This is a genomic window from Alkalihalobacillus deserti (assembly GCF_020734105.1).
GTDB classification, from domain to species: Bacteria; Bacillota; Bacilli; order Bacillales; family Bacillaceae_D; genus Halalkalibacter; species Halalkalibacter deserti.
Genome location: NZ_JAJAFR010000019.1, coordinates 1 through 26,262 on the forward strand (window position 1 = coordinate 1; position 26,262 = coordinate 26,262).

The window sequence follows — 26,262 nt, forward strand, 5'->3', positions numbered from 1 at the left end:
AGTGCTTGATTTGTGCTCAAACTGTATCGCTAACGATACGTTGTGATTTTACTAAATCACTTAAAATTGACGAGAAAATCATGTTTTCTCTTTTCGCTTGGCTTTTGTTCAGTTTTCAAAGAACTATTTTGTCGCTTTATGGCGACTTTCATATCTTATCAAACCTTGTTAGGTTTGTCAATATGTTTTTCCGAAAGTGTTTATGTCGTTCTTGGCGACAAGAAATAATATACCATTATTAAAAAAATATTGCAAGATCTTTTTGAAAAAAGTTAAAAAAAGAGTGGGGCCAGCAAAACCTTGCTAGTCCCACCTAATGACTCTCTTTATTCCCCTTGCTCACGATGACGCATTTGCGGAAATAAAAGCACATCTCTAATAGAAGGTGAATTCGTTAGTAACATAACTAAACGATCAATCCCAATTCCAAGTCCACCTGTTGGAGGCATACCGTATTCAAGTGCCTCTACAAAATCTTCATCCATCATATGTGCTTCGTCATCCCCCTGTTCACGTTCAACAAGTTGTTGCTCAAAACGACCACGTTGATCGATAGGATCGTTTAATTCTGTGAACGCATTGGCATGTTCACGACCTACGATGAATAATTCAAAACGATCAGTGAAACGTGGATCATCTGGATTCTTTTTCGCTAATGGTGAGATTGCGAGTGGATGACCATAAATAAACGTAGGTTGAATTAATTCTTCTTCCACAAAATGCTCAAAGAATTCATTAACCACATGACCATATGTCATTGTTTCTTTAACAGGAACCTTATGTTCTTTTGCAATGGCACGAGCTTCTTCGTCAGAAATCTCTTTCCAGAAGTCTACACCTGTTTTCTCTTTAATCGCATCTACCATATGGACCCTTTTCCATTTCGGCTCTAATTCAATTTGATAGTCGCCATACGTTACCGTAGTAGTGCCAAGTACTTCTTTAGCAATATGTGCTACTAACTCTTCTGTTAACGCCATAATGTCTTGATAATCTGCATACGCTTCATATAACTCAATCATTGTAAATTCAGGATTATGTCTCGTTGATACACCCTCATTACGAAAAACACGGCCGATTTCATATACTTTTTCTAATCCGCCGACAATTAATCTCTTTAAATGCAACTCAATCGCAATACGCATATAAAGCGTCATATCAAGGGCGTTATGATGAGTGATGAACGGACGCGCAGACGCTCCACCTGCGATCGAATGCATCATTGGTGTTTCTACTTCTAAATATCCTTTAGAATCAAGATAACGGCGCATTGACTGTAGAATTTTACTACGCAAAACGAATGTATCACGAACCTCTGGATTCATAATTAGATCAACATACCGTTGACGGTAACGCTGCTCGATATCTTTTAAGCCATGAAACTTATCAGGTAAAGGGCGAAGTGATTTGGACAACAATAGAAACTCAGTCACTTTAATCGATAACTCGCCGACCTTCGTTTTAAACGCCACACCTGTGATACCAACAATATCCCCGATATCAATGGTATTAAATAATTGATATTGCTCTTCCCCTACTGCATCTTGTCGAACATATATTTGAACTTGTCCCGTTAAATCTTGCACATGAGCAAAACCTGCTTTTCCTTTGCCACGCTTTGTCATAATACGACCAGCAAATGTAATCTGGTGGTTTGCTTCATCTAGAGATTCTTTTGTTTTATTGCCAAACGCTTCATTCATTGAGCTTGCTGTATGAGATCGCTCAAAGCGAGCACCAAATGGGTCATTCTCTTTTTCTTGTAACAGGTTTAACTTTTCTCTACGTACCGCTAATAAATCATTTAACTCGAGTTCTTGAGTCATTTGGATCACCATCTCCTCTATATTCAGTTCAAATTCATCTCAGTTGGTTCTTCTATGTAGAAAAACTGCCAGTGAGGCACACTGGCAGCATATTAATCACACACGCATTATAGTGAAGTCAATCAAAAAAGTCAAACTGCGCTTAATTGTTCGACCTGACGAGCCTCTACTTCCTCAATAAATGCATATAATGTACTAGCAACATCATCTCTTGTCTCAAAGCCATTAATTTTATCACGTACGCGTCCATTTCCACGCATTCCTTTTAAATACCACGCTGCATGCTTACGCATCTCACGAACAGCTACATTTTCACCTTTTAATTTAATCAAACGGTCCATATGAATCATACACACATCGATTTTTTCACGCGGAGTTGGCTCATTCGGAGTCACCCCATGCTCAAGGTATTGAATCGTTTGATAGAGCATCCAAGGGTTTCCAAGTGCCGCTCTTCCAATCATAACACCATCAACACCTGTCTCATCTACCATACGACGGGCATCTTGAGGGGTCGTTACATCCCCATTACCGATTACAGGAATATTCACCGCTTCTTTTACTTCTTTAATAATGTTCCAATCGGCTTTTCCTTCGTACATTTGTACACGTGTACGACCGTGTACAGCTACTGCACTACCACCTGCACGTTCAACTGCACGAGCATTCTCAACCGCATAAACATGATCTGAATCCCAGCCAATACGCATCTTGACCGTTACAGGCTTATCAACAGCATCAACTGTTGCTGCCACCATCTCATAAATTTTATTAGGATCTAATAACCACTTCGCTCCCGCATCACATTTTGTAATTTTCGGAACTGGGCAACCCATATTAATGTCGATGATGTCCGCATTCGTATTTTTATCAACGAATTTAGCAGCTTCTACTAATGTTTCTCTTTCACCGCCAAAAATTTGCAAGCTCAATGGCTTTTCACGTTCATCGACATAAAGCATACTTAATGATTTTTCATTTTTATGAAGAATCGCTTTATCACTTACCATCTCAGCACAAACTAGACCCGCACCAAACTCCTTAGCGATAAGGCGAAAAGCTGGATTACACACACCTGCCATTGGTGCTAATACCACTTGGTTTTTCATTTCAATATTCCCGATCTTTAACATACCTTTCACCTCCAAAAATTTCAACTTAACTTAATTCCTGTTTGCTTATATTTAAAACCGACACCATCCGTTCAACAATAGATTCACTAGGTAGGCGGGTTCCTCTTTCTACTTCTCCTAACACAGACACAGATATTCCTATTTGCTTGGCAAATCCTTCTTGAGTGTATCCTTTGAGTTTGCGGTAGGCTCGAATTCTTCTTCCGCTGGTTCTGGACTCCATATTCGTACCCCTTCTTTATCTGGTAATGCTCTATATATCTCTTTAATCGACTGCTTTAAATGTGTGGCATAAAGATCCGGGTACACTTCCATTAACGGGGTGATCACAAACGCCCGCTCCCACATTCTCGGATGAGGGATCAAAAGGTTCTCCATCACTATATTTTCTTGGTCAAAGAGCAAAATGTCAAGGTCTATTGTTCGAGGCCCCCATCTCACATCTCTCGTGCGGCCACACCGCTCTTCAATTAATTGTGTTGCCTCCAATAATACCCTCGGGCTTAAACTTGTATTCACAACTACAACCATATTCAAAAATGACTGCTGATTCACATAGCCAACAGGTTCTGTTTCATAGATGGAAGAACTAACAATAAATTCGATATGAGGATGCTCCCTCAAAAGCTGTATCGCGCTCATTAAGTGCTCGTATCGATCACCTATATTAGATCCTAATGCAATATAGACGTCATGGCTCATTTGCGTGCCCTCGTCAATTCTACTGCAACCGACTGATAATGACCAGGAATGGGCGGATCTGGCTTAATGACTTTAACCGTACATTCTTGCAAAAGAGGAAAAGAATTCAATAAATCATTTGCTATCCTCTCTGCAACCGATTCAACAAGTCTAAAAGATTGTCCTTCTACGATTTCTTTTACTTTTTCATATACCTCACCATAGTTAATCGTATCATCCAAATGATCCGTTGTTCCAGCTCGAGCCAATTCTACTTGTAACACTAAATCAACAATAAAACGCTGACCTAATTTTTTTTCTTCTGCAAACACACCATGATATCCATAAAACGCTAATTGATTCATATAAATTTTATCCATTTAATGAATCTCCTTTTCTCTCTAAGGCATCGATCATTTTAGCCATACGGGATATTTCCTTCACGTCATGAACTCTCATCAATTGACACCCTTTCATAATTCCATAACAAACGGTTGCACCAGTCCCTTCCATCCGTTCGTCAACAGGTAAATTGAGAGTTTTAGCGACAACTGATTTCCGCGACGTGCCAAGAAGGACAGGATATCCCATTTCAACGATGCGATCGAGATGCCTCATAACTTCCATATTCTCTTCATAGCTTTTCGCAAAACCAATACCTGGATCTAACAAAATATGTTCTTTAGGGACACCTGCATTCAAACAGATAGATACGCTTTCTTCCAGATCTACAATTACATCAATCATCAAATCAGTGTATATTGACTTTTTACGATTGTGTGTAAGAATGATTGGAACCTGATACTTAGCGGCTATCTTTGCCATCTCCGGGTCCCACTTAGCTCCCCATACGTCATTAAGAATGCTAGCACCTGCTTCTAATGCCTGTTTCGCTACTTCTGCTTTATACGTATCAATTGAAATTGGAACATCGATTTCACTAGCTATCGCTTTTATAACAGGTATAACACGACGAATCTCTTCATCAGCTTCCACCTGTGTTGATCCTGGGCGCGTTGATTCGCCACCAACATCAATAATATCTGCTCCATCTTCCACTAATTGCTTCGCTCTAGAAACAGCGGTGTTTAATTCGTCAAACTTTCCCCCATCTGAGAACGAGTCTGGGGTGATATTTAAAATTCCCATTATTAGTGTTTTCTCTTTTAATTTTTGAAGCAACTGATCATTCTGTTTTCGTTGTTCATTCATCACAAACCTCCATAATTTCTGACCGACTCCACAAATGACCTCGATAACGATCAAATTCACGCTTAAGTTCACATGCAACAAATCGTTTCCCTTTCAATAATTCACCATTAATTGAACAAAGAGGAATGATTTCTTGAATGGAGTTCGTAATAAAAGCTTCATCTGCTTCAAGCAGTTCTTCCTCATGATAAAAACCGACCTCGTAAGGGATCGCCTTTTTATCTAATAGAGCTAATACAAATCTTCTCGTAATTCCGTCTAAAATACCTGTTTTAACAGCCGGTGTATAAACAACACCTTTCTTTGCCCAAAACACATTAGAAACAATGCCTTCTGCTACAAATCCTGATTCTGTTAAGAAGATTCCCTCACTCTTTACAGCATCGCCTATTTCACGCTTTGCCAACACATTATTTAGATAGTGATGTGATTTTAATCGATAAGAGCCTTCTGGTGTGTTTCGTCTTGTTGAAAGAATTCTAGCTTCCTTTTCCGTCCCTACACTTGGGAGCGGCTTCATATAAACAATTAAAGTAGGTTTTGTATATTCGCCTGTGTAAAGGCCTAACTCCTCAGATCCAGCGGCAACATTCCATCTCACATAAGCACTACTCAATTGATTGGCGGCCAAAAGCTCTTGAATGATCATTAAGACTTCAGATTTAGACATCGACCAAGTGATCCCCATCATATGAAGTCCTTCTTGTAAACGCTGAAAATGGTCATCCAATAAAAAGGGATGACCATTTTCAACACGAAATGTCTCAAAAAGCCCTAGACCATACAAATAACCATGATCAAAAGCAGAAACCATCGCCTGTTCTTTGGGAACAATGGAACCATTTATATAGACGTACACGTTGATTTCTCCTTACCATACTTTTCAATAAAATTACGAAGCAGTTTCTTTCCATCTGAAGTCATAATTGATTCTGGATGGAATTGAACACCCTCTATCGGCAGATCACGATGGCGCAAAGCCATAATCTCCCCTTCATCTGTTTCAGCCGTTATTTCAAGGCAATCAGGTAATGTTTCTTTTTTGACGATTAATGAATGATATCTAGTTGCTGTTAACGGAGATGGTAATCCTGAAAAAATTGATTCTCCATTATGGATGATCTCAGATGTTTTCCCGTGCATCAGTCGATCAGCACGAATAACATCTCCACCAAACACTTGCGCAATTGATTGATGTCCTAAACAAACCCCAAAGATCGGTAATTTCCTAGCAAAATATTCAATAGCTTCTAAACTAATTCCCGCTTCATTCGGACTACAAGGCCCTGGAGAAATCATAAGAAAATCCGGGTTCATCTGCTCAATTTCTTCAATCGAAATTTGATCGTTACGACGAACAACAAGCTCTTGTCCCATTTCTCCTAAATATTGAACGAGATTATACGTAAATGAATCATAGTTATCAATCATTAAAATCATTTTTTTCTCCTCCTCAGCTCATACTCACTGTTCTTTTTCTCATCTCTACTTCACTTTGCTCTAGTGCGTGCCAAAGCGCTCTTGCTTTTTTCAATGATTCTTTATATTCATTAGATGGAATCGAATCAATCACAATTCCCGCTCCGGCCTGCACGTGGGCTTGTCCATCCTTACAAACCATTGTTCGAATGGCAATATTTAATTCCATATTATCATCAAAGCCGATCCATCCTATAGATCCAGTATAAATCCCTCTTCTAACTGGTTCAAGCTCTTCTATAATTTCCATCGTCCTTACTTTCGGTGCACCGGTAATCGTTCCACCAGGAAATGTCGCTCGAATGACATCATAAAGATCATTTCCTTTTGCGAGAGTTCCTTTTACGTTTGAAACGATATGCATGACATGAGAGTATTTTTCAATGACCATTAATTCATCTACTTCTACACTTCCATATATTGAAACTCTTCCTAGATCATTTCGCTCTAAGTCAACGAGCATAACATGTTCAGCGCGTTCCTTTTCGTTATGAATTAAAGAATCAGCAAGTTGTTGATCTTCTTTTTCGTTCTTACCACGAGAACGTGTTCCTGCAATCGGTCTTGTACTTAGTTCTTCGCCATTCTTTTTAACGAGTAATTCAGGAGAGGCACTGACAAATTGAAAATCAGGTGTATGAAAATAACTCATATACGGAGATGGATTTAACTCTCTTAAAATCTCATATACATGTAATGGATCTGCTGTTAGCTCTTGTGACTGCCTTACTGACAAGTTCACTTGAAACACATCTCCTGCTGCAATATAGCTTTTGATCTTTTCTACCGCATCACAAAATGCTTCTTCGGATAATGAAGCAGTTTTCTCTGCCGGCTTTCTAGAGGGTTTTCTTTGAATGGGTGAAGAATGAACTACCTTTTTCCATTCCTCTACATAATGAGCCACTCTCTTTTCAAGGACTTCATAGGCATCTTGCTGTCCATGACTGATGACCCACATCTCTTTTTCCAAGTGGTCATAAACAAAAACGTCATTAAAAAGCATAAAATAAAGCTCTGGAAGTTCAAGATCGTCTGAGGCTTCATTAGGTAATTTTTCAATTTCCCTGACAATATCATAAGAGAAATAACCAATAGCACCGCCTTGGAAAGGAGGTAATTCTTTAATAGTTGGCAGATAGTAAGGAGCAAGTATTTCTTTTAAGCTATCTAGCAGAGGCCCGTTTTTTATTTCGGTTTCCCCATCCATTTCTACTGTTAATCGATCTGCTTTTCCTTTGACAATAGCAAACGGCTCCAACCCCATAATACTATAACGCCCATCTCTACCACTTTCTAAAAGAACATGCTGCACATGATCAGCTGCTAATTTTACATATCGGGAAAACCAATCATTTTCCTCAAGCGGAAACGACCTTACTACACTCGTCCGATTAGATTGTTTTTCATTCTTCTGTTGCACCGCGTCCACTTCCGTTTCCGTTCTTTTTATCTATTCTACATGAGAACTCGAGAGAAAAACAACAGTGACTGCTCTGCTAAATGTTATCAAAACCAAATGTTTACGCTTTTGTCTGCTTTTGGTCTCTTTCTTCGATGAAAAATTGCCCTTTCATATAACTGCAGTAAAAAATATTTTTAGTACATTGATATCCCATCTTACTTAACTCACTTAAAAGCCACTCTTTTGTTTTTTTGATGATGAGGAGGTGTTCATCTTGAATTTCCCCATCTTGAATTAAAGGTAATGTAAATAAAGAAGTTGTTTCATCTTTTTTAAAAATGGATAGATTACCTGATCTCTCTAGCATCGCATAATCGACTTCTCTAATATCCGATATTCCTTTCTCACGTAATTGGAATAAAACATCATCTATGTTATATCTTTGTTTCCTCATGTTCATTTGGTTCATTTTCCCATTTTCAATTATCATAATCGGCCTACCTTCGATCATATCTCGGAACTTTTGATTTTTCAAACTAATAAATGTTAGTGTAACCTGTATAAAAATCAGTAAAAAAATTGGAGCAAGCCCTCGCGCCATCGATACATTAGGATCCTCAATCGCAATAACGGCTAATTCGGCAATCATTAATGAAACAATAATATCTAGTAGACTTAATTCACCTAGCTCTTTCTTACCCATGAATCTAAAAAACATTAGAATGATGATAAACACTACGATCGTCCGAAGTAAAATAGTCACAATTTCACTCACTTCAAGCATGCTCCTTTCATCTTCTAATCACCTATTATCTTTCCCTTTGCTTCTAAATACATACAAAAAAGAAGATAACTCAGGAAGGTCGTTTTAGACCTTTATAAGTTATCTTCTCAAGGGTAATCTATGAGTTAAAATTAATCTTCAAATTGGTAAAGTGGTGTACTTAAGTAACGTTCACCATTTGATGGGATGATGGCTACAACTTTTTTACCTGGTCCAAGCTTCTCAGCAAGCTTAAGAGCAGCTGAAATCGCAGCGCCTGAAGAAATACCACCTAAGATCCCTTCTTCTTTAGCCGCACGACGAGCATATTCAAATGCTTCTTCGTTTGAAACTTGGATGACTTCATCATAAATTTCTGTATCTAAAATTTGAGGTACGAAGCCTGCACCAATCCCTTGAATTTTATGTGGTCCAGGGTTCCCACCAGAAAGGACTGGAGAATCCTTTGGCTCAACCGCTGCAATGTGAAGATTAGGGAAGTGTTCTTTTAGGAAACTACCTGCACCTGTAATCGTTCCACCCGTACCAATGCCAGATACGAAACCATCTAATTGGCCATCGGCTTGCTCAAGAAGTTCCTTGCCTGTTGTAAGGCGATGAATTTCTGGATTTGCTTCGTTTTCGAATTGTTGTGGCATGAAGTAGCCTTCTTCTTTTGAAAGCTCTGTCGCTTTGCGGATCGCTCCACCCATTCCTTCTGGACCTGGTGTAAGAACTAATTCAGCTCCGTACGCACGTAAAAGGTTACGACGCTCCATACTCATTGTTTCAGGCATGACTAATGTAGCTTTATAGCCTTTTGCGGCTGCAACCATCGCAAGACCAATTCCAGTGTTACCACTTGTAGGTTCAACAATTGTTACTCCCGGTTTTAATTTCCCAGCTTTTTCAGCAGCTTCGATCATCGCAAGACCAATACGATCTTTTACACTGCTACCTGGATTCATGTATTCTAATTTCAAGTAAACATCCGCGTGTTTCTCTGTTACAAGACGATTTAATTTCACTAATGGCGTTTGTCCGATAAGCTCTGTAATTGAATTTACAACTTTCACAAAAAATGCCCCCTAAATCCCAAGTAAGTTTATTGGTTTTATTAAATTTATATTATCAGACGTTTTATGATTAGTCAATTAGTTAAGCTCAATAATTTACCAAAAATTACTTTCCTTGTTCTAGGAGAACTTCTAATTCCTCTGCTGTCAAATTATATTGTTCGTTACAGAAAGAGCAAGTCGTTTCTGCCCCACCATCCTCATCAATCATCGCTTGAATCTCTTTCTTACCTAAACTGATAATCGCATTTTCAATTCTCTCTTTTGAACATCTGCATGAAAAGCTCACTGGTAGCTTATCAAGAAATTTCACATTGTCATCCCCAAGTAGAGCTTGTAGCATTTCTTCAGGTGGCATTCCAGCTTCTACTAATTTTGAAATCGGAGGAATGGTAGAAAGACGTTTTTCAATTTTATCAATAACAGCATCATCAGCACCCGGCATCAATTGAATTATAAACCCTCCCGCCGCTAGAATGGAGTTATCTGGATTGACTAAGACTCCGACACCAACAGATGAAGGTGTTTGTTCAGAAGAAGCAAAATAATACGTGAAGTCTTCTCCTAATTCCCCTGAAACGAGCGGTACACTTCCCGTAAAGTTCTCCTTTAAACCTAGATCTTTTGCCACAGATAAGTAGCCAGTTGTCCCGACTGCACGAGCGACATCTAATTTTCCTTGGCTATTTAAATCAAAATGAGTTTGGGGATTACTCACATACCCTCTTGTTTCACCTTTCGTATTCGCATCGACAATAATCGCCCCAATCGGGCCTTGTCCTTCAATTTTTACGGTTAATTTTGAATCACCTTTTAACATCATCGCCATCATTGTACTAGCCATCATCGCTCGACCTAATGCTGCCGACGCAGTTGGCCATGTGCCTTGACGTCTAACCGCCTCATTAACCATATTGGTCGCTACCAAGGAATAGGCTCTGACACTACCCTCAAATGCCGTTGCTTTCACTAAATAATCTTCCATTTTTTATTCACGTCCTAACGAGTTTTTTTCGTAAATCATCTGTAAACCTTTTAATGTTAAAAATGGCTCAATGACATCAATTGTCTCTGACTCAGAGGCAATTAACGTAGCAAGTCCACCTGTTGCGATAACGGTAGGATTTTCATCGGATAGAGATTTCATTCGTTTTACGATTCCATCAACTTGACCAACATAACCGTAATAAATGCCCGCTTGCATCGCATGAACCGTGTTGGTCCCCAAAATATTTTTCGGCTTAGCAATTTCAATCCTAGGTAATTTCGATGCTTTTGTGTACAAGGCTTCTGTTGAAATTGAGATACCTGGAGCAATAGCACCACCCATATATTGTCTGTTTTCGTTTACGTAACAGTAAGTCGTGGCTGTTCCAAAATCGACGATAATGAGGGGCGCTCCGTAGAGTTGAATCGCCGCTACTGCATTGACAATACGATCAGCTCCGACTTCCCGTGGATTATCATATTTCACATTAAGCCCTGTCTTTATACCAGGACCAATGACCATCGGCTTTATATTAAAGTATATTTTACACATTTGCTCTAACACAAACATAATGGGCGGAACAACAGATGATATAATAATTCCTTCTATTGCATCAAAGGATAAATCCTCATATGCAAATAAACTCTTGATCGACATAGCCCATTCATCTTCGGTTTTTTGTCTGCTCGTAGCCATTCTCCAGTGATATTTCAACTCTTTTTCTTCATATACACCTAAGGAAATGTTTGAATTTCCTACATCCACTACCAATATCATATGCAACCCCCCCTCTCTATTGGAAATGAAAAAGGTTGGTTTAAACCTTTTTTATTTTTCTTCCAAAGGTTTTTTACTTCTCCATTATAAATCAACTCAAATAAAAACGATTGATATTTGCTTTTTGTTGCAACCAAAAGGGATGTCGAAAAACGACATCCCCATAGGTATTATTCATCTTTTTTCTTTTCATCCGTTGAAGGTTGCTCATCCTTTTTTTCAGTTGAATCATCAGCATTCACATCATCCTTTTTAGAATGGATGTTCACCTTAAGATCTGCATCTGAAGTTGAATTATTTCCTTCTAGGTGGTGTTTGGTTGTGTGATGATTTTCAGGAAGCTTTCCTTCATTGATTAACGACTTGATTTGTTCAGCATCAAGTGTTTCAATCTTCATTAACGTCTCTGCAACAAGATCTAAGCTTGCTTTGTTCTCAATTAGAATTTGCTTACAACGCTCATAACATTCTTTAATGATATGTTGTACTTCTAAGTCAATTTCATGAGCAAACGCTTCACTATAGTTCTGTTCATTTTGAATATCTCGACCTAAGAAAACTTGACCGCCTGAATTTCCAGAGCCAAACTGCATTGGGCCGATTTTATCACTCATTCCATATTCCATTACCATTTTACGAGCGATACTAGTAGCACGTTGGAAGTCATTGTGAGCCCCTGTACTTACTTCACCGAACTGGACTTCCTCAGCTACACGACCACCAAGCAATCCAATAATTTTATCAAGTAGTTCAGGCTTGGTCATAAAGTAACGATCTTCTTTAGGTAGCATAACGGCATAACCACCAGCCATTCCCCTTGGAACAATCGTTACTTTATGCACCATATCAGCACTCTCGAGTTTCACACCTACAACTGTATGCCCAGCTTCATGCCAAGCCACAATTTTCTTTTCTTTTGGAGATATAACACGGCTCTTTTTCGCAGGACCGGCAATAACACGGTCAATTGCTTCTTCAACATGAATCATATTAACTTTTGTTTTATCGTTTCTTGCTGCAATTAAAGCTGCTTCATTTAATAAATTCTCAAGGTCGGCACCTGAAAAGCCTGGTGTACGTTCTGCAATTGCTCTTAAATTTACATCTTCGTCTAGTGGTTTATTACTAGCATGTACCTTTAAGACATCTTCACGTCCATTCACATCTGGACGATTAACTTGAATTTGACGGTCAAAACGACCTGGACGTAAAAGAGCTGGGTCTAGAACGTCAGCACGGTTAGTCGCAGCGATGATAATGATTCCTTCATTTGCACTGAAACCATCCATCTCAACTAATAACTGGTTTAATGTCTGTTCACGTTCATCATGCCCACCACCAAGACCTGCTCCACGTTGACGGCCGACGGCATCAATTTCATCAATGAATATGATACATGGTGCATTTTTCTTTGCATTTTCAAATAAATCACGAACACGGGATGCCCCGACACCGACAAACATCTCAACGAAATCTGAACCACTTATCGAGAAGAACGGCACTCCAGATTCACCTGCAACAGCACGTGCAAGTAATGTCTTACCAGTACCAGGAGGTCCTACTAATAGAACACCCTTTGGAATACGAGCACCAATGGCAGAGAATTTTCGCGGATCTTTTAGAAATTCTACTACTTCAACAAGCTCTTGTTTCTCTTCATCGGCCCCAGCTACATCTTTAAACTTAGCTTTCTTCTTATCATCACTCACCAACTTGGCTTTACTTTTACCAAAGTTCATCACACGGCCACCGCCGCCTTGAGCTTGACTCAACAAGAAGAAGAATAAAATAAAGATAATAATGAAAGGTATAATAGATGTAAAGAATGTAACCCAGCCACTTGTTTCGTCAGCTGGTTGAACATCTACAGCCAGTGGCACTCCATCTGGTCCTTGTGCATTAGCTAGTAAATCAGCCGTTTGTTCACTTCTTAACACATATGTCTCAAAAAACTCATCTTCAGCTTGGTCAGTAAATTGTCCACGTACTAAGTAAACTTGACGGTCTGGTTTAACGGCAAGTTCACGAACCTCCCCACGCTCAAGTCTTTCTGTCAGTTGTGTATACGTCACACTTTCTGTCTCAGTTTGATCAGAACTAAATACATTTACAATCCCAATAATTACAAGAAAGATAAGTAAATAAAAAATGGTGTTACGGAATATACGATTCATCCTTGACCTCCTCCCACGACAATACAGCTTTGTTTATCGTATCAAACTTTTGTTTTGTTAACAAATATTAACTCTCATAGATCTCAGGTTTTAAAATGCCAATGTAAGGCAAATTGCGATATCGTTCAGCATAGTCTAAGCCATATCCTACAACAAAAGCATCTGGTACCGTAAAACCAGTAATATCTGGTACTAAATCAACTTTACGACCTTTAGGTTTATCTAAGAGGGTAACAATCTTCACAGACTTCGCTTTACGATAATGGAAAAGTTTCACGAGGTAGCTAAGCGTTAGACCACTATCAATTATATCCTCTAAGATGACAACATCTCTACCTTCGACGGATGTATCTAAATCCTTTACAATCTTAACTTCTCCAGAAGAAACCGTTTCGGATCCATAGCTTGATACATCCATAAAATCCATTTCAATATGCGTATCAATGCGTTTTATAAGATCGCCCATAAAAGGCATTGCACCTTTTAGCACACCTATTATTAGAGGGAACTTCCCTTCATACTCTTTTGTAATTTGTTTTCCTAGTTCTCTACATTTAGCCTGAATTTCTTCTTCAGAAATAAGTACTTCTTTAATTTCTTCCTTTATCAATTAAATTAACCTCCTACTTTTTCGGTCAACCATCACGACGTTCACATGATATCACTAAGACTTTTTCCGTGCGATGATCAATGTTAGCGAGCTTCGATCTGTGTAAGAAAGGTACCCATAACACTTCTCCCTTGCTATCAACAAGGAGAGGCCAAGACTCACGTTCTTGTTTAGAGATCTTGCGGTCAATAAATAGTCGTCCTATTTTTTTTGTTCCTTCCATTCCTCTACAAGCCATTCGATCCTGTGGTTGTTTAAAACGAACAAGAAGAGGTTCAACAATTTTTTTATAATCTAAAACAATTTGATGACGACTTTCCACTAAATGAACGTTTTCGGTTACATATGTATCTATTTCCCATCTTGCCAGCTTTATCCTGCCTGGAATTGTAAGAATTTGAGCTTGTTCTTCCATCCTATTCATTAAACCCAGTGAAAAATGACAAAGATCATATTCTCTTCTTACTAATAACGTGTTGGACAAGTGAAGCTCGGCTGTTGTTTTCTGGCGTTGCAGCACGTTTAGCACTTGTTCAATATGTATAGACGTAATAAATGGGGAATTTTTCCCGTAAAGATAACTTAATATTAGATGAATCACTCTTCTTTGTAAAGCGACGCCTATACGTAGAAAGGTTATACGCGAAATTGTAACGTTTCGTTCACTTTTTCGGATAATAATTGCAGGTATTTTATTTTCAGCCTCTGCCATCAAGTAGTCGTGGTCATCACTAGCCCATTCATTTTGCCTCTGCATGTGAAGATGGATATTTGGGTTTTCCTTCTTTAAGAAGGGCAAGACCTCTTTACGAAAGCGATTCCTTGTATACGTAGAAGAATAATTGCTTAAATCTTGTCGTGGGCTTATAGAAGCTTCTCTACAATATTGCTCTATTTTCTCTTTCGTTATTCCTAAAAACGGGCGAATTATAAATCCATTTCCTAACTTACGCTTAGCTGGAATTCCAAATGTATGGAGTGGCACAGTTCCTCGAACCATTTTCATCAACATTGTTTCGATTTGATCATCACCATGATGACCTGTCACCAGCTTATTATTAGAACACTGAAGAAGTTCAGCAAACCAAAGGTAGCGTAGCTCTCTTGCTGCAAATTGAGTTCCTATATTTTTATCCTTTGCATATCCTTTTACATCAACTCGTTTTTCAAGAAATTGAATTTTGTGATCCAGGCAAAACTGCTTGACATAGGTAGCATCGGTATCTGCCTCTTCCCCTCTTAGTTGATGGTGAACATGACAAGCAACGAGCTCAATTTGATCTAGATCTTTTCTTGACCACAGATAATGAAGAAGGGCCATGGAGTCAGGTCCTCCTGACACAGCAACAAACAGAGTATCTCCTTTTTCAATTAACTGATGGTTTTGAATGAAATTATGTACGTCTGCTTTCATAGCGCTGTCCAATCCCCCCTTTACCAATTGAGAATATGGATAATGCAAACACAAGTCCTGCTGCAATTGCACCCGCACGGAGCATCGTCTCCACTCCTAGTTGAATTCCATTTAAGTAATCACCTTCAACAAAGGCAAGCATCGTAAAGTAGGCTTTACTACCTGGCACCAATGGAATGATTGCTGGAATACTAAACGTCGTAACTGGAACACGGTATTTTTTAGCAAGCAGATGCGAAAATGTCGCACAAACGAGTGAGGCAACGGCTGTTGCAAATACATCAGACATCCCATATGTAGGTAAAGTGGAATAAATAAACCAAGCAAGAGATCCAATAACCCCGCCAATCCATAACACACGGTTTGGCACATTAAATATAACGCCAAATGCTACCGTTGCAGCAAAACAAAAGATAAGCTCCAATATCATACTAGATCCTCCTAAATGTCTCTGTCTAATAAGAGACAATGGCTCAGCTAGCCTGCTACTTTAAGCGCATAAACAAATATCAAAAACATAACAGCTAATCAACCAAGGCCAAATCTATAAATTGCCGATAGTCCATATCTCTTCCATAAAATACTTTTCTATTTGTTCTTTATAAACTTTGCTTCATTATTTTGCTCTATGTAATAAATAATTATAACTGAAATGACAATAAGTAACCAAACACTATCTAAAAATTGATTATCCCATTAAATGTCCTAGCACTAAAAAAGATTAACGATACCTATACGTTATCAAAAAATGATATTCTCATTCTTACTATTTCCCTTCAAACATAAAAACTACTATTCTTATTCGTTGAACTTTATTTATACAAAGCGGCAAAAATAAAAGCCCCTTTAAGAGCGTGTTCAAAAAGGTACTCTATAAGACTTGCAATAGCTCCGTTCGCTACTCGTCTTACTATGAGAAACCCACTCATAGTGAGACTTTTAAAGATGTAGCGACTACGCTTATTGCTTCTTAGTCTGTTCAAATAGAGCACGTTCTTAAAGAACGCTATAAAAATAATGCTATTGCCAAGGCGATACCAGTTGCTATTGATAGGGCTGTGATTACAGCTTCGGCTCCTCTACTTACTCCGGCGACTAAATCTCCGGACATTAAATCACGGACAGCATTCGTTAATGGTATGCCAGGTACAAGGGGCATTAAGGTTCCAATGATGACTTGATCTAGATTTTCTCCAAGACCTAAAAGTACGAGTCCAATTGCAACCGTTCCACCTAAGAACGCTGACATGAATTCTGCAAAAAATTTTACTTTCGTATAGTCTTGAAGAAAAACAATACACCAACTTGCAACAAACCCAGCCAAAAAAGCGGGTATCGTGTCGTATATATTCCCACCAAATAAATAAGAGAAGGCCCCTCCAGCAATGCCGGAGGAGAAGTGTAGTAAAAGCGATGAATAGTTCGCTGGTGCTTTGGCAATTTCCTCGAGTTTTTCAAAGGCTTGAGCACCATCTAGTTCACCACTTACAAACTCTCTTGATACTTGGTTCACAAGCGTAACCTTATTAAGATCCTGCAACCGATCATCAACGCGGATCATTTGCATGACATCGCCTTTACCTTCTTCCTCAAATGAAAGGAAAATGCCTGTAGTCGTTACGAAACTATGTACATTTTTAAACTGAGCTGATTTTGCCATCCGTTCTAACGTTTCTTCCACACGATATGTCTCGGCCCCATATGTCAGCATAATTTCGCCTGCAAGAAGGCAAATATCCATCATACGATCTGCATTCATTCCAACAACCCCATTTATACATTTAACCAAAACTATTCTGCCTACATCATTTCTCCAAATAAGTATAGGATATATGCTAGTAGAAGAAAAGAGGAAAGAAGGAAGATTTCAACAAAGTAGGAAGATTTCTTTTCTCTTTTCTTCACTTGTTGTTTTTTGTTGGCTTTCACCTTCTTCGTTGTGCCTTGTCTTATCTTATCTTTTGTTGGCACATGCTTATAAGTAGAGCTTTTTGATACTGCCTTTATCATATCTTGCCTCATTTGAAGCGCATTCTCATATTTCCCCTGTAACGCTTGACTCAAAACGTCTCGATACGGCAAAAGAAGTCTTTGTTGCTCTATTTGTTGTTTAAGAAATACAATAGGCTTTTCCCCTTGCTTATCAAAACGTTCAGGGTACGCACAATTGAGCATAATCATAGCGACAGCAAACAAATCATAACTAGGTTCTGCTTTCCTGGATCCAAGTCCCCAATATCCGCGATCAAAAAACTCTGTATATTCTTTGATTGAACGCCCGATCAGCGTTGTTCCCCCAACATCAATCCATCTAATTTTAGCTGGAGGACCGACAACAAGCACATTATCTGGTTTTAAATCACCAAATACCCAACCGGCTGAATGAAGCCGATTTAAGTCTCCAAGAAGCTGAATCATCAAAATCCCTAACCACTCTATTCCGCGGTTTTGCATGTAATCGATCAGTGGGTCTCCTTTTAAATATTCCATCGCATAAAATGGGAATGTTCCTTCTGATGAAACCAAATCATCGACATCTAGCAAAGAAGGTCCAAGAACTTGTCCTTGAACCTTAGAGAAATGCTTTAGAACGTTCACTTCTGACGTAATAGACATGCTATCTGAACCTACTTTTAACGCAACAAGACCGCTTGCTGACTCAGCTAAATAAACCGTTCCCGTTGCCCCTGCACCAAGTATTCTTACAATTTTATAAGGCTTGTTATGCCATTTCCCAAGGATTTTACTCCCTGATGCTAACTTACATACCGGAATCTTCGAATAGCTGTTCTTCATCACCAGCCATCAAACTCCTTCTTGAACCAGACTTCGAAAATTTCTGAAGGGCCACTTGCAGGGCAGGTCCCGTCGGAGTAATTCCACCAGATGATAGTTTCTGAAAAATGCCAGTTAACGAATTAAGTTTGGGGGACCAATCAAGTAATTTATCAATATCTTTTTTCTTACCTGGGAATGAATAAAGAGCGAAACGATTGGCTCCCATTCTTGATGTCAGACTAATAGATAAATCGGTTAACGCTTCTTGAACCATCGGCAATTTATTTCTCATACTTGCACTTGTATCGACGAGAATAAGTACATCTAAGTTCATTGTTTCACCCAACTCATCGACGACTTCCATCACTTGTCCTCTTTTGGCCGGCGAGAGATCTTCCATCTCTTGATGCTTGCCTAAAATTTGTGTTAATTCTTTGTTTATAACACCATGAATCGTTTGAGTCATCGCCTTTCTTGTGACCATTTGTACGGTTTGAGCTAGCTGCTTTGCATAAACAACTTGGCTCACTCCTCCTCCTGCCATGGCAATAGCTTCAACCTCTTCTATTCCTTGTTCATTTAAATGATTACCATCTACAACACCAATTACATTTACAATAATCCCTTGCTCTCTAGCCAAAGCAGCAATTGCTATAGGGTCTTCACCTTGGTTCGAATGCCCATCTGTTAATAATAAAATTTGCTTTAACGTACCTTTACTCATCTCGTGTCCCCTCCAAGTAGTCTAAATGTTACCATCATTCACTAGCCTCAGAGGTTTTATACGTAATGAAGGGATTTGTCGAACGATTTTAAAAAAAATCAATGACTCACAAGACGTATCTGAAAAATTAAACTCTCCCGATACTAAGATCGCCAACTAAAGCTCGCTACTCACAGAGGATGACCCTTTCTTTGCTAGCTTAATTGACAGAAGACGAGACGAAATGTTCTTTTTCGTTTCGTCTCAGCTAAAAACAATTTCACTCAAAAACGTTTAGGAGAACTAACTTCTTAAGAACTTACTTTTTTCTTCGCTCTTTTCCTAACCATTTTAGGAGTATTATAAAGTGGAATGGCTGACCACTTTGGTGTATTGCGTTTTATTTTAGAAACAACAACGGTCATATCGTCATCAATTGACCCATGTTCCGACCTGATGATTTTTTCGAGAATGACATCTGCAACTTCTTGCGGATCATCTGTTTCTATTTCGCTTAACAAACGCTTCATCCACGCATCTTTATTTTCAACATGCTTCGGTGCATCATAAATTCCGTCACTCATCATAATGAGGAGATCGCCTGCTTTAAGTTGTTCACTCACAACGTCGACATCAAACTCTTGAATCATCCCCATTGGAAGATTACTTGCTTCTATTTTTATTACTTGATTGCCTCTTTTAATAAAGCTTGGGATTGAACCAATTTTCAAGAATCTCGTCGTCGCATCTTGGAGATCAATCATTGCTAAATCAAGCGTTGAGAAAATCTCATCAGTCGTTCTCAAGGACAAAACGGAATTAACTGATTTAATGGCGACTGTCTCTTCTATTCCTGATTGCAATACTTTTTGTAAAAGCTGCAACGTCTCATTGCTTTCAAGATGAGCACGCTCGCCATTTCCCATTCCATCACTTATCGCAATTGCAAATTTCCCTGACCCTAACTCGATCGTGGAGTAGCAATCACCAGAAACATAAGCTCCACCTTTTGCCACATGAGCTACACCGGTATCAACGACAAACTGTTTGGCCGACCCAAACGATACATGACTGAATCCGTTTGGATAAAAGGCATTCTCCTCCTTTTTAACAGTTACTGTTTCTTTTAACAAATCTGATAACATCGGTGCAATGATCTTTTCTGATTGTCCATGTTGATTGTCAGAGGAAATGCTCATTTCGATCTCAAGGTTTCCTTTTTCCAAACTATATATATCTATATGTCCTATTTCAAGACCGGCACCACGCAACGCTTCTAGCATTTGCTCCTCTTGGTAATGATGGGCTTCTTTCTCTTTTTGGATTTCTTTAGCAAAATCACCCATAACACGTGAAACACCTAACAATTGATCGGCTACTAGCCTTCTACTTTCAATGACTTGCCTTTTTAATTTTTGATTGGCTTGATGTTGATTCTGCTCAGATTCAATGGCTTTAATTACTTTCTCTGGCTTGATGCAATGCTTTTTCCACTCAGCTAGTAACACTTGATCTTTTATTCCGCCATGTTCCTCTGTTTCAGTCATAATCCGTTGCATCGAATCATATGTTTTAGAGAAGTCTTGAACCCAGCAACGTTCCTTTTTGAAACAAGTTTGACATGTTTTTTCTGTGACGTTACTTAAAAAATAATCAACCTCCCTTTCTTCATCATCTGCATTTACGGGTTGCGGAATGGTTTGAAAACTATTTGATAAAGTTTGAAACAATGTTGAGAACTGTTCTACCCGACCAGCTGTTAAATCTCGTATTTTTCTCAAGTACTGTTGCTGCTCTTTTGAATGCTCTACTGTTCCTGGAATATATCTGGCAAGGTTACTAAAAACATTCTTCGGGGTGATGAAGAAAATTAAAATCGCTAACATCGATTCCATTAATGTAATAGATACTTCTGTAGCTCCTTCACCATATAAACCAATTAAAAGTGTTCCTACGAGCAGTCCAATACCTACTCCCACTTTCTTCCCTTCTTTAAGAAGACCACCTAAAAGACCAGCAAAAGCAAGTAAACTCATTTGATAAAGACTTGCTACACTCGCTAAACTTAAGATTAAACCCGTTACAACTCCAACTGTCGACCCGATTGCTGCTCCACCAACAAAAGCAAAAGTAAGCACTAAGTAGCGCGCTAGGACATGCTCAACGTTCATATCATAGATCATCCAACCAATTGTTCCCGTCATGACCGAGGCGAGTAGAATAATAAGACAAACGATTTCTTCATTCCGAAGTGGTTGTTTTAATTTACGTGATGTTACAATAGGAACACTTTGTACAAAAATCATCGTTAAAATAAAACTTAATCCCGCTTCAACCGAAGCCATCATTAATGCATAATTTGAGAGCATACCTTCCGTAAAAAAGACCACTGCTAATCTTGTCACAATGCTTGCTCCAAAGACTGTGTATGGTAAAGCTTTTGTCGCATCAGTTGCGAACTTGGTCACGACCTTTTGCAAGAGCACATAAGCGATTATTGCTAAAAACACAAAAGTGACTTGGCCATGAAAGCCAGTAGCAGCACCTGCTAGTAAGGAAAGAGCTGCTAAACCTGCTCGCTCCCGCTTAAGCATATAAATAGCTGCCAAATAAGGTAACACAAAAGGAGCCAGTTCTGATAAGATCATTGCTCTTCCTAGCAAAAATCCAATGATGGCGATCATCAGTCCGTACTGAATAAATGCAACCCGTACCCATGTTGAGACTTTCTCAGTTACGCCTTTTGTGAAGGTTGTCCATTTGTTTTGAATCACTGTTCCTTCTTCAACGGGTTCCGTCCATTCCTTTGCAAACTTTTGAATCATCAACATCCACCACCCTAGTTTTATTCGTATGTTCATTATAAACAGAGCTGGGGTTCAGTTTTTGTCAAAATCACAAAGTGCCATAAAAGAAATGTTCGACTTGTTTCGTCTCAAATAGGTAGCAATAGCTATAGAATTTAGAAATAAATAGAGATTATAGTTATTTTTATAGGGGATTATTGCAGACTATGGTGAAAGTTGAGGAAGGAAAGTTCGAATAAAATTCACGATGTTCGTTTACTTGGATTTTGATGAGGGAAAAGGAGTTTTTTAAGAGCAAGATTTGAATTATGACGAAATCAAGATTAAAAAACCTGCATCCAATGGATACAGGTTTGAAAATTAGTTATGTATTGGTAGCGGCGGAGGGAGTCGAACCCACGACCTCACGGGTATGAACCGTACGCTCTAGCCAGCTGAGCTACACCGCCAAAACAACAATTGCGACATGTATTAATATACTATTTTCAGATCATAATGTCAACAAAAAAATACGTTAACCGTATTTTTTTATTAGCATTTAACGGAGCCGTTACTATATTTTAACCCTTTTAGGCATGCTCCCTCATAAAAGGCGTACAACGTGTGGAGCCATTGCCCTTCCTTGAGTAACCAAAAAGGCTTTGATTAGAAATTTTATAAATTCCTATCTTTCAAAAAAAGGAGTTAGGCAATTTCATTGCCTAACTCCTCAAATAAATGTCCTCGCACTAGAGCAGCAAGTTATCCTCGACGGGCGCCTCGACCCCCGCGTTTAGATTCTGTTTGACGCTTCAATGTAGAGATCCGCTCTTCACTGTCTTTTAAGAAACGGCTCATTTTGTCTTCGAAAGTAACTGTCGGACGTGCTTGATTTGGCCTTGGTCCACGACCACCGCCGCCTTGTGGACGGCCACCTTGCGGGCGTCCACCTCCACCTTGCGGACGGCTTGGGCCTTGTGAGTTGAATGGGCGATCTGGGCGGCTTGGACGTGCTGGTCGTTCAGGAGCAGCCGGACGATCGACTGCCTTACGAATAGAAAGTCCGATTTTTCCATCAGTCTCAACATTTACTACCTTTACAAGCACCTCGTCCCCAACTTTTAAGATTTCGTTAATGTCCTTAACATAATTATCAGCGACTTCACTAATGTGTACAAGGCCTGTAGAACCACCCGGCAGCTCCACAAATGCACCAAAATGAGTGATTCCTGTAACCTTACCCTGTAACTTGCTGCCTACTTCGATTGACATGAAAAAATAGATCCTCCTTAAGAAATCTGAAAATGTTCATTTTTTTTATATTATACCTGAATCTAAAAAAAAGTGTCAATTTGACGAGGAGTCAGGTAATTTAAACAAAGTTTCGCCTGGCTTAGATAAATAGTAATCTCTTCTAGCAATTTCAGCAATATAATCAAGATCATTATAGTTAGCAATGTCTTGATTCAAACGTTGCTCTTCTGCTTTTAATTGTTCTAAACGCTGGTCTAGAGCTAATTTTTCTTCCCTTTTTTCTTCAAGCGAATGAGCTTGGGCATAAATCGTCACAAACCCCACTGTTCCTAGAGCAATGATAATAATTGCTAATGCAGTTAACCTACGAAAAAGCCCTCGACGTTTTCTTTCTTCAAGCTCGAGTTCTTGTTCACGCTGCTGAATATAAGCTTTATCCATTTCTCTTACTCTAGACGTCTGATTTGAGACCATGTTATCACCCCTTATTCTTTCTTTTTCCTCATCGATTGGATAAATTCCTTCATTTTCCGTAAAATGGGTTTAAATTTATTTAATTGCTTGTTTAGTCCTGTCCATTTATATAAAAGAAGGAGCATCCATCTTAACGGTTTCCAAATGAGGTTCAGTAAGAATACTAGAACGGTTAAACAAGCTGTTAATACCATAATACATAAGGAATACAAGACTTTCAATAAGTACTTAATCGGGTTGATCAATAATATTGTAATCAACTTGATTGTCATTCGATACGTTTGTATGATTATCGTGATCACTCGTTCTAAAAGATTTTGATAAAAAGTTTGAAACAGACCCCGATAAGCAGCAAACCCACATACTAGCGCTAAGAATATATAAAGACGAATTTCACCATTGTTAGCTTGTAGCAACACATAAAAAACAACCAGAGCCTGTACGAGCCAAAATAGTACATCATTGCATGCAACGAGCCAATTGAATGAAGGTCTCTTACGAGTGAATCGCCCATACGTATCAATAGCTGCACCGATATAAATTCCCATTGCAGCCATTGATAACATAGTATAGAGTTGGATTGTTAACGTCACTTAAATAACTTCCCAAAGAAGCCTTTAGTTTTATCTTGTTGATTCTGATCAAGATAAATGAGGTCATACACCTTACCTTCAATTGACACAATTCCTTGCTCGACATTCAAGTTTTTCATATGCAGATTTTGTCCGCGTACAGATAAAAACCCCATGACTGTCTCTAAAAGAAATTCTTCATTATCAAAGCTCTCTACTTGTTTAACACCCGTGATATCTAATTGTCTTCTAGCTTTTAAAATCACATCGTGGTCGTTGGTTGGTCTATCTCGGCCCATGGGTGTTCCAAATTCATAATGCTGATCCATTCATAAGTCCCTCCTCCATATGCTTTCATAGCAGTGTATGAGTTTGAGACTTAAAATAGAACAAGCTCTATTATTTAAGACTCCGAAACAGGGGTTTCACTAATAATGGTATACATCGTACCCGCTTCATCTTTCCTAACGATTTCCCGAATCGCATCAATTCTGACAGTCACAAGTTTTTGTCCAAAGCGAACGACTAATTCATCGCCCGCTTTTACCGCCGATCCGGCTTTTGCTACTTGACCATTAATCTTAATTCGACCTTGGTCACACACTTCTTTAGCTAAAGTACGACGTTTAATTAAACGAGATACTTTTAAAAATTTATCTAAACGCACTAAGAACACCTCATTCTTCTTTTTCTAATCGTTTTGCTTCTTCCCATTTTTGATCTAACTCTTCAAGAGTAAGCTCGGTTATAACATTTCCTTCTTTTCTTACCGCATCTTCTATGAAACGGAAGCGTCTCTGAAACTTACGGTTTGTACTTAAAAGGGCTTCTTCGGCATCGACTTTATAGAAGCGAGCCAAATTGACGACCACAAACAGAATATCTCCTAGTTCTTTCTGCATGTTTGCCTTATTTCCTGCTTTAACTTCTACTAAAAACTCAGCCAGCTCCTCCTGCATTTTCATCCACATTGGTGCAACATCATCCCAGTCAAATCCTACTTTTGCCGCTTGCTGCTGTAATTTAGTGGCTTCGATTAATGCAGGTAGCCCTTTTGGGATTGAAGCAAGGATCGATTCCTCTTCTGTATGCCCTTTTTCTTGTTTTTTAATCTCATCCCAGTTTGATACCACTTCATCGGCATCGTTGACGGTTACTTCGCCAAATACGTGAGGGTGTCTCCTGACCATTTTCTCTGTAATCCCATGAATCACATCACGGATCGAAAAGTATCCATCATCTTCTCCTATTTGGGCATGTAACATAATTTGCAGAAGAACATCTCCTAGTTCTTCAATTAAATGCTCATCATCTTCATCATCTATCGCTTCAAGAACTTCATAGACTTCTTCAATAAAATACTTTTTTAACGATTGGTGGGTTTGCTTTTGATCCCAAGGACAGCCATTTGGCCCACGGAGAATGGCGATGACCTCTTTTAATTTGTCAAACTCACCATAAAGAAGCTTATCTTCTCGAATAGGTGGAACATAAACAGCTGTTAAGTTGTTTAAAGTGATCGCACGATCGAGTTCATAAAGAGGAACTTTCGTCAATTGCTCTTCTTTTGAACCAACTGCAGTGGCAATGATTACTTCATAATCATCAGGGAGACGTTCCATTAACGTTAATTTCACTTCAGAAGCAATCATCGAATCATACACTTGGACAATAATAAGATGGTGTTTTAGTTCAATTTCGTCTCTCCTAAAAGCCGTGCCATCAACAATTTGACAGCCTTCGATCGGATCAATACGAAGGGCGGTGTACATCGCATCCAGAAAACTTTGTCCACCTAAAAAATTCAATTGTACTTCATCTTTTTGACTTGCCTCCACTAACAGTTGAATCGTTCGTTCAGCCACAAAGGGATGACCTGGGACAGCATAGGTCACGTCTTTTTCCGTTGCCTCTTCTAACAACTGATTAACAATGGACTGATAGACAGATTCGAATTCATCATGCTCTTCATAGGTAGAGTCAAAGGAACGAAACGATACGCCTTCTTCTTTTAATTCTTGGACTGCTGGATGATCTTCTGTTCGAATATATACGTTTTTTTGTTTTAGTAAATGGCGGTAGATACCGAGTGGCATTTGTTCCAAGTCGCCTGCCCCTAATCCTAAAACGGTAATTTTTTTCATATTCATCCTCCAT

General features: G+C 38.9%; 27 protein-coding genes and 1 tRNA gene. All 28 read right to left on the reverse strand.

The window, feature by feature from the left end; genetic code table 11:
- Positions 1-326: 326 nt before the first annotated feature.
- Positions 327-1,826, reverse strand: a complete 1,500-nt coding sequence (lysS, locus tag LDX58_RS20930; RefSeq protein ID WP_227939073.1) for a lysine--tRNA ligase — start codon at positions 1,824-1,826, stop codon at positions 327-329.
- Positions 1,827-1,957: 131 nt separating this feature from the next.
- Complete coding sequence (gene dusB / locus LDX58_RS20935) at positions 1,958-2,959, reverse strand: tRNA dihydrouridine synthase DusB (RefSeq protein WP_227939075.1); 1,002 nt, start codon at positions 2,957-2,959, stop codon at positions 1,958-1,960.
- 25 nt (positions 2,960-2,984) lie between these two features.
- Positions 2,985-3,182: a helix-turn-helix domain-containing protein gene (locus tag LDX58_RS20940; RefSeq protein WP_227939077.1), complete on the reverse strand. Its 198-nt coding sequence runs from the start codon at positions 3,180-3,182 to the stop codon at positions 2,985-2,987.
- Entirely contained in the window at positions 3,098-3,661 is a 564-nt protein-coding gene (gene folK, locus LDX58_RS20945) for a 2-amino-4-hydroxy-6-hydroxymethyldihydropteridine diphosphokinase (RefSeq protein ID WP_227939081.1), read from the reverse strand. Before folK ends, LDX58_RS20940 begins: the two co-directional genes overlap by 85 nt.
- On the reverse strand, positions 3,658-4,020 hold the full coding sequence (gene folB, locus LDX58_RS20950; protein WP_227939082.1) for a dihydroneopterin aldolase: 363 nt from the start codon (positions 4,018-4,020) through the stop codon (positions 3,658-3,660). The genes folK and folB overlap by 4 nt, the downstream gene beginning before the upstream one ends.
- A complete protein-coding gene (folP, locus tag LDX58_RS20955; RefSeq protein ID WP_227939085.1) occupies positions 4,013-4,852 on the reverse strand; it encodes a dihydropteroate synthase in 840 nt (279 codons plus the stop codon). Before folP ends, folB begins: the two co-directional genes overlap by 8 nt.
- Positions 4,845-5,711, reverse strand: a complete 867-nt coding sequence (gene pabC, locus LDX58_RS20960) for an aminodeoxychorismate lyase (protein WP_227939087.1) — start codon at positions 5,709-5,711, stop codon at positions 4,845-4,847. The genes folP and pabC overlap by 8 nt, the downstream gene beginning before the upstream one ends.
- A complete protein-coding gene (gene pabA / locus LDX58_RS20965) occupies positions 5,696-6,292 on the reverse strand; it encodes an aminodeoxychorismate/anthranilate synthase component II (RefSeq protein ID WP_227939089.1) in 597 nt (198 codons plus the stop codon). The genes pabC and pabA overlap by 16 nt, the downstream gene beginning before the upstream one ends.
- Before the next feature lie 13 nt (positions 6,293-6,305).
- On the reverse strand, positions 6,306-7,754 hold the full coding sequence (pabB, locus tag LDX58_RS20970; protein WP_227939091.1) for an aminodeoxychorismate synthase, component I: 1,449 nt from the start codon (positions 7,752-7,754) through the stop codon (positions 6,306-6,308).
- Positions 7,755-7,854: 100 nt separating this feature from the next.
- Positions 7,855-8,454: a DUF421 domain-containing protein gene (locus LDX58_RS20975; RefSeq protein WP_265416802.1), complete on the reverse strand. Its 600-nt coding sequence runs from the start codon at positions 8,452-8,454 to the stop codon at positions 7,855-7,857.
- Positions 8,455-8,651: 197 nt separating this feature from the next.
- Positions 8,652-9,575, reverse strand: a complete 924-nt coding sequence (gene cysK, locus LDX58_RS20980) for a cysteine synthase A (protein WP_227939097.1) — start codon at positions 9,573-9,575, stop codon at positions 8,652-8,654.
- A gap of 106 nt (positions 9,576-9,681) precedes the next feature.
- Positions 9,682-10,560, reverse strand: a complete 879-nt coding sequence (hslO, locus tag LDX58_RS20985) for an Hsp33 family molecular chaperone HslO (RefSeq protein WP_227939099.1) — start codon at positions 10,558-10,560, stop codon at positions 9,682-9,684.
- Between the two features lie 3 nt (positions 10,561-10,563).
- Positions 10,564-11,340 (reverse strand): type III pantothenate kinase, encoded by a 777-nt coding sequence (locus tag LDX58_RS20990; protein ID WP_227939100.1) that lies wholly within the window; start codon positions 11,338-11,340, stop codon positions 10,564-10,566.
- 170 nt (positions 11,341-11,510) lie between these two features.
- Positions 11,511-13,514, reverse strand: coding sequence for an ATP-dependent zinc metalloprotease FtsH (ftsH, locus tag LDX58_RS20995; protein WP_227939103.1), 2,004 nt, complete (start codon positions 13,512-13,514; stop codon positions 11,511-11,513).
- Between the two features lie 67 nt (positions 13,515-13,581).
- A complete protein-coding gene (hpt, locus tag LDX58_RS21000; RefSeq protein ID WP_308017591.1) occupies positions 13,582-14,121 on the reverse strand; it encodes a hypoxanthine phosphoribosyltransferase in 540 nt (179 codons plus the stop codon).
- A gap of 28 nt (positions 14,122-14,149) precedes the next feature.
- Positions 14,150-15,538, reverse strand: a complete 1,389-nt coding sequence (gene tilS, locus LDX58_RS21005; RefSeq protein WP_227939105.1) for a tRNA lysidine(34) synthetase TilS — start codon at positions 15,536-15,538, stop codon at positions 14,150-14,152.
- Positions 15,519-15,968 (reverse strand): threonine/serine exporter family protein, encoded by a 450-nt coding sequence (locus tag LDX58_RS21010; protein ID WP_227939106.1) that lies wholly within the window; start codon positions 15,966-15,968, stop codon positions 15,519-15,521. The genes tilS and LDX58_RS21010 overlap by 20 nt, the downstream gene beginning before the upstream one ends.
- A 576-nt stretch (positions 15,969-16,544) precedes the next feature.
- Positions 16,545-17,297 carry a threonine/serine exporter family protein gene (locus LDX58_RS21015; protein ID WP_227939107.1) on the reverse strand — a complete coding sequence of 251 codons (753 nt, stop codon included), beginning with the start codon at positions 17,295-17,297 and terminating at the stop codon, positions 16,545-16,547.
- Positions 17,298-17,338: 41 nt separating this feature from the next.
- Positions 17,339-18,334 (reverse strand): serine/threonine protein kinase PrkT, encoded by a 996-nt coding sequence (gene prkT / locus LDX58_RS21020; protein WP_227939179.1) that lies wholly within the window; start codon positions 18,332-18,334, stop codon positions 17,339-17,341.
- Positions 18,300-19,040, reverse strand: a complete 741-nt coding sequence (locus LDX58_RS21025; RefSeq protein WP_227939108.1) for a VWA domain-containing protein — start codon at positions 19,038-19,040, stop codon at positions 18,300-18,302. Before LDX58_RS21025 ends, prkT begins: the two co-directional genes overlap by 35 nt.
- Positions 19,041-19,330: 290 nt before the next feature.
- The gene (spoIIE, locus tag LDX58_RS21030; protein ID WP_227939110.1) at positions 19,331-21,844 is read right to left on the reverse strand and encodes a stage II sporulation protein E; all 2,514 of its coding nucleotides are present in this window, start codon (positions 21,842-21,844) and stop codon (positions 19,331-19,333) included.
- 354 nt (positions 21,845-22,198) lie between these two features.
- Positions 22,199-22,275, reverse strand: a tRNA-Met gene (locus LDX58_RS21035).
- A 292-nt stretch (positions 22,276-22,567) separates the two neighbouring features.
- Positions 22,568-23,077: a S1 domain-containing RNA-binding protein gene (locus LDX58_RS21040; protein WP_227939112.1), complete on the reverse strand. Its 510-nt coding sequence runs from the start codon at positions 23,075-23,077 to the stop codon at positions 22,568-22,570.
- Between the two features lie 75 nt (positions 23,078-23,152).
- Entirely contained in the window at positions 23,153-23,533 is a 381-nt protein-coding gene (locus LDX58_RS21045) for an FtsB family cell division protein (protein WP_227939114.1), read from the reverse strand.
- A gap of 11 nt (positions 23,534-23,544) precedes the next feature.
- On the reverse strand, positions 23,545-24,126 hold the full coding sequence (yabQ, locus tag LDX58_RS21050; RefSeq protein ID WP_227939117.1) for a spore cortex biosynthesis protein YabQ: 582 nt from the start codon (positions 24,124-24,126) through the stop codon (positions 23,545-23,547).
- A complete protein-coding gene (gene yabP / locus LDX58_RS21055) occupies positions 24,123-24,434 on the reverse strand; it encodes a sporulation protein YabP (RefSeq protein ID WP_227939119.1) in 312 nt (103 codons plus the stop codon). Before yabP ends, yabQ begins: the two co-directional genes overlap by 4 nt.
- Before the next feature lie 74 nt (positions 24,435-24,508).
- Positions 24,509-24,772 (reverse strand): RNA-binding S4 domain-containing protein, encoded by a 264-nt coding sequence (locus tag LDX58_RS21060; protein WP_227939121.1) that lies wholly within the window; start codon positions 24,770-24,772, stop codon positions 24,509-24,511.
- Between the two features lie 10 nt (positions 24,773-24,782).
- On the reverse strand, positions 24,783-26,249 hold the full coding sequence (gene yabN / locus LDX58_RS21065; RefSeq protein WP_227939122.1) for a bifunctional methyltransferase/pyrophosphohydrolase YabN: 1,467 nt from the start codon (positions 26,247-26,249) through the stop codon (positions 24,783-24,785).
- Positions 26,250-26,262 lie beyond the last annotated feature (13 nt).

Bases quoted from the DNA above. Each gene is read 5' to 3' on its own strand.
- LDX58_RS21045 (WP_227939114.1), bottom strand. From the start codon at position 23,533: ATGGTCTCAAATCAGACGTCTAGAGTAAGAGAAATGGATAAAGCTTAT.
- folB (WP_227939082.1), bottom strand. From the start codon at position 4,020: ATGGATAAAATTTATATGAATCAATTAGCGTTTTATGGATATCATGGT.
- LDX58_RS21010 (WP_227939106.1), bottom strand. From the start codon at position 15,968: ATGATATTGGAGCTTATCTTTTGTTTTGCTGCAACGGTAGCATTTGGC.
- LDX58_RS20940 (WP_227939077.1), bottom strand. From the start codon at position 3,182: ATGGAGTCCAGAACCAGCGGAAGAAGAATTCGAGCCTACCGCAAACTC.
- folP (WP_227939085.1), bottom strand. From the start codon at position 4,852: ATGAATGAACAACGAAAACAGAATGATCAGTTGCTTCAAAAATTAAAA.
- lysS (WP_227939073.1), bottom strand. From the start codon at position 1,826: ATGACTCAAGAACTCGAGTTAAATGATTTATTAGCGGTACGTAGAGAA.
- ftsH (WP_227939103.1), bottom strand. From the start codon at position 13,514: ATGAATCGTATATTCCGTAACACCATTTTTTATTTACTTATCTTTCTT.
- prkT (WP_227939179.1), bottom strand. From the start codon at position 18,334: ATGAAGAACAGCTATTCGAAGATTCCGGTATGTAAGTTAGCATCAGGG.
- LDX58_RS21015 (WP_227939107.1), bottom strand. From the start codon at position 17,297: ATGAATGCAGATCGTATGATGGATATTTGCCTTCTTGCAGGCGAAATT.
- LDX58_RS20990 (WP_227939100.1), bottom strand. From the start codon at position 11,340: ATGATATTGGTAGTGGATGTAGGAAATTCAAACATTTCCTTAGGTGTA.
- LDX58_RS21025 (WP_227939108.1), bottom strand. From the start codon at position 19,040: ATGAGTAAAGGTACGTTAAAGCAAATTTTATTATTAACAGATGGGCAT.
- pabA (WP_227939089.1), bottom strand. From the start codon at position 6,292: ATGATTTTAATGATTGATAACTATGATTCATTTACGTATAATCTCGTT.
- spoIIE (WP_227939110.1), bottom strand. From the start codon at position 21,844: ATGATTCAAAAGTTTGCAAAGGAATGGACGGAACCCGTTGAAGAAGGA.
- LDX58_RS20975 (WP_265416802.1), bottom strand. From the start codon at position 8,454: ATGTTTTTTAGATTCATGGGTAAGAAAGAGCTAGGTGAATTAAGTCTA.
- folK (WP_227939081.1), bottom strand. From the start codon at position 3,661: ATGAGCCATGACGTCTATATTGCATTAGGATCTAATATAGGTGATCGA.
- yabP (WP_227939119.1), bottom strand. From the start codon at position 24,434: ATGGATCAGCATTATGAATTTGGAACACCCATGGGCCGAGATAGACCA.
- tilS (WP_227939105.1), bottom strand. From the start codon at position 15,538: ATGAAAGCAGACGTACATAATTTCATTCAAAACCATCAGTTAATTGAA.
- LDX58_RS21040 (WP_227939112.1), bottom strand. From the start codon at position 23,077: ATGTCAATCGAAGTAGGCAGCAAGTTACAGGGTAAGGTTACAGGAATC.
- hslO (WP_227939099.1), bottom strand. From the start codon at position 10,560: ATGGAAGATTATTTAGTGAAAGCAACGGCATTTGAGGGTAGTGTCAGA.
- dusB (WP_227939075.1), bottom strand. From the start codon at position 2,959: ATGTTAAAGATCGGGAATATTGAAATGAAAAACCAAGTGGTATTAGCA.
- yabN (WP_227939122.1), bottom strand. From the start codon at position 26,249: ATGAAAAAAATTACCGTTTTAGGATTAGGGGCAGGCGACTTGGAACAA.